The organism is Pseudomonadota bacterium, from assembly GCA_039815145.1.
Classification (GTDB): domain Bacteria; phylum Pseudomonadota; class Gammaproteobacteria; order Steroidobacterales; family JBCBZW01; genus JBCBZW01.
The window spans coordinates 1-3227 of sequence record JBCBZW010000260.1 but is presented as its reverse complement, the minus strand read 5'-3'; the positions used below and the strand labels follow the sequence as shown (position 1 = coordinate 3227).

The following is a 3227-nucleotide window of genomic DNA, read 5'->3' as shown; positions in this document are numbered from 1 at the left end:
CCGCTGGGCAATCTTGTCGACGCGATTGGCGTTCTCCATGCGTTCGCGGGGCGACTCGGCTTCGGGCACCGCCTCATCCTCACCATCGCAACCGGTGAAGGACTCCCAGGATCGAAATTCGGGCAGATCCTCCTGCAGGGGACGACGGCGACCGATCGGGACCGGTGCGGGCAGGCGCGGCGCGGCGTCCGACGACGTTGCGGTGGCCCGTGGTGGCTCGGCCTGCGCGAGGGTGACGACCTCAGTCACCGGCTCAAGGACGAGGTTGACCGGACCGAAGGCGCCCGCGACGAGCACGCGGATCGTGCCATCCGCTTGTAACGTCATCGTGGACCGCCCTTGCAGGGGCAGGTCGTCGGCCTCGTAGCGACCGTCGGTGGTGAGCTCGATGTTCTGCATCACCACCATGCCCGGATTGACCCGCCACAGGACCGCGTGGACCCAGGGGTCCAGCGCGTAGGCAATGCCGCGATCAACACGGATGCGCTTGCCGATCTCGCGGATTCTCCAGTCGCCATCGATGCCGAGGACGTCGCTTCTGACCGCGCTGGATTCGTACGGCAGGTTGGCCGGCATCTGGGCCTGCACGGATCCTGCAGATAGCCCCACCAGGAGCAGCAGGCATGCGATGAGTTTTAGTGGGTTGCGGCGCATGGTCTATTGCTTCCGCTTGAATCGCACTTGCAGGTAGAAGTCCGGCGCGATGCCGCCATCGATCTTCCACGTGTAGTCCTTGCGTTCATCGATCCCGAGGCCGTTCTGCAGAACCCCCGGCTTGTTGTAGCGCTTACGGTCGGTGCGGGATTTCGTGCTCTTCTTGCCGTACCACCATTCGAAGTCGTAGTTGATCGTGTAGTTCTTGATCTGCTCGCGCGTTCCCTTGATCACCAGCAGGCCAGCGTCGCCTTCTTTGTAGCCATAACGTGTGCGCTCGTACTTCTTCTTACAGTCCGTATTCACCTTCTTGCGCTTGGTCGTCACGGTGCGCCCGGCATCGCCCGCCCGGCTGGCATTGACGCTCACGTATCCAGTCGCATCCTTGACGAAGCCCACGCCGGAGCCGGTGCACCAGACGCGTCGGATGTAGACGTACCACTTCTCGATGGGCTCGGCCGTTCGCCCGCCCCCCGTGCCAGCGAAGGCCGCATCGCTGGAGAAGTCCGTCTTCGACATCTCATCCGCTAGCCAGGCATCGTCGTCGACGGCGGAGCGAAGCAGGCGGTAGCTGACGCCGAACAGGGCCCCTTTCACCTTGACGTCGATGTTGCCGTCCGTGGCCAGCTTCATCTGGGCCGGGCCGGCGAGCGGCAAGTCGTCGGCGATCCACGCCCCGGGCTCCAGGCGCCGGAGATTCTGCAGCACCACCATGTCCGGCTGAATCTGCCAGAAGACCGCGTGCGTCCAGGGGTCTACCGCGTAGGCGCGCCCGCCTTCGAAGCGAATCCGCTTACCAAGCGTGGAGATGGTCCAGGTGCCATCGATCGGACTGGACTCCCTGACGGGCACGGATGACTTGTTGGGCAACGCGGCGGGCGTCTGGGCATAAGCGCCCCAAGGCACCACCAATAAGGTGGCCAGGAGCGTGCCGGCGATGGCGAGGATGCGACTGGGAAGTCTCATGAAATTCTCCAAGAGTGTTGGGCCTTGAACACTCAAGCGAGAACTCGACGAAAACTTGCCCAGCGAATTCGCGGTGGGCAACTGCGATGCAATCCGCCGCTAAGTAGAGGAGAGAGGACGCTAGGAGGAGAACGTCAGTTGGACGATCAGGACTGGAAGCGTCTCGAGACCCTGTTCGCACAGGCAGTGACGTTGCCGCAGGGTGAGCGTCATGCGTTTGCTGTCCGGAAAACGGGCGACGACCCAGCGCTGCAGGCCCAGCTGCTGGCGATGCTCGAGGCCGACGAGCAGCCATCAAGCGATGGCGATCTCCTGATGCGCGCGGGCTTGCGGCCGTGGCCCGGGCGGCGCTACTGATTCAGGCGGGTTCGCAGCCAGGCTTTTGCGAAGCGAATTTCCCGGTCGAGGGTGCTGCTGGACAGGCACAGCACCTTCGCCATGTCGGCGTAGGTCAACCCACCGAAGTAGTTCAGCTCGAGAATCTGCGCCTTGCGCTCGTCGTGCACAGCGAGTTCTTCAAGCGCCTCGTGCAGGTCGAGCACCTCTTCACCGAGTTCGGGCGTGACGACGATGACATCGTCCAGCGGCAGGGGGCGAACATCGCTGCCCCGCTTCGCTGCGGAGCGGGCATTCGCGTAGTCGACGAGCACGCGACGCATCAGCCGGGCCGCCAACGAAAAGAAGTGGCCGCGGTCCTGCCAGTCCACGTCCGACTGAATCAAACGGGCGTAGGCCTCGTTGACCAGCGCCGTTGCCTGCAAGGTGTGATCGGCACGCTCGCGCCGAAAGATCTGATTCGCGATGGCGTGCAACTCGCGGTAGACGTGCGGGGTCAGCTCCTGAAGGCTCTCGTCGTCGCCATCCGCCCACTGGCGGAGCAGCCGGGTGATCGGTTCCCGGGGATCGTTATCCGCCATCAGTGCGCAATCCTGACCTGTTCGAAGGCCTGTAACCGCCGCAGGGCGTTGTCGGTCAAACGATCGCCCGGCCGCGCCTGAGCGAGCGCATCGTAGCCACGTCGCAGCAGGGGCTCGGCGTCGTCGAGTCGATTCAGCAACATGTAGGCTTCGCCCAGAATGCTGTCGTTGTTCGCCGCCAGCCAATGACCGCTCGGCAACGATTCCGCAATGATGGTCTGCGCGCGGGCGCTCATGGCGATGGTGTCGTTCGGCCTTCCGACCGCGTTCAACAAGGCCGCATAGCCAAGGCTGGCCGAGGCGATGTAGGGATGGTGCTCACCAAGTTGTTCATCGTATATGTCGAGCGCGGACTGGAAGATCGCCTCGGCTTCGGCGTACTCGGTTTTGATCGTGAGCAGGTTCGCCAGGTTGACCATGTCGTAGGCGACGAAGGTATGCCTGGCGCCTCGGGTGCGAATGACGTGCTCAACGGCCTGGCGAAGATACCGTTCCGCCTCGTCGAGTCGGCTGGTGTCGCCGTACAGACGCCCGAGGTTGGTCATCGCCGCTTCCCTGTCTGGATGCGCTTCCCCGAGTAGCTCTCTTTCCCGCTCGATCACCTCCAGGTACAGCGGCTCCGCATCGTCATACTGGCCCAGTCCATGCTGCGCGACCGCCAGGTTGTGCATGTACGTCACGGTCAACGTG

At 63.6% G+C, this 3227-nt stretch carries 5 protein-coding genes; 1 reads left to right on the top strand and 4 read right to left on the bottom strand.

Going from position 1 to position 3227, the window contains the following annotated elements:
* The coding region (locus AAF184_25485; GenBank protein MEO0425708.1) for a hypothetical protein at positions 1 to 576 on the bottom strand (576 nt) is incomplete at its 3' end.
* 81 nt (positions 577 to 657) lie between these two features.
* A complete protein-coding gene (locus tag AAF184_25480) occupies positions 658 to 1620 on the bottom strand; it encodes a hypothetical protein (GenBank protein MEO0425707.1) in 963 nt (320 codons plus the stop codon).
* 138 nt (positions 1621 to 1758) lie between these two features.
* On the opposite strand from AAF184_25480, the gene AAF184_25475 reads away from it, so the two are divergent.
* The gene (locus AAF184_25475) at positions 1759 to 1977 is read left to right on the top strand and encodes a hypothetical protein (GenBank protein ID MEO0425706.1); all 219 of its coding nucleotides are present in this window, start codon (positions 1759 to 1761) and stop codon (positions 1975 to 1977) included.
* On the opposite strand, the gene AAF184_25470 is transcribed toward AAF184_25475, so the two are convergent.
* Positions 1971 to 2537: an ECF-type sigma factor gene (locus tag AAF184_25470; GenBank protein MEO0425705.1), complete on the bottom strand. Its 567-nt coding sequence runs from the start codon at positions 2535 to 2537 to the stop codon at positions 1971 to 1973. The two genes, AAF184_25475 and AAF184_25470, sit on opposite strands and share 7 nt — an antisense overlap.
* Positions 2537 to 3208 carry a tetratricopeptide repeat protein gene (locus tag AAF184_25465; protein ID MEO0425704.1) on the bottom strand — a complete coding sequence of 224 codons (672 nt, stop codon included), beginning with the start codon at positions 3206 to 3208 and terminating at the stop codon, positions 2537 to 2539. The genes AAF184_25470 and AAF184_25465 overlap by 1 nt, the downstream gene beginning before the upstream one ends.
* Positions 3209 to 3227: the final 19 nt, after the last annotated feature.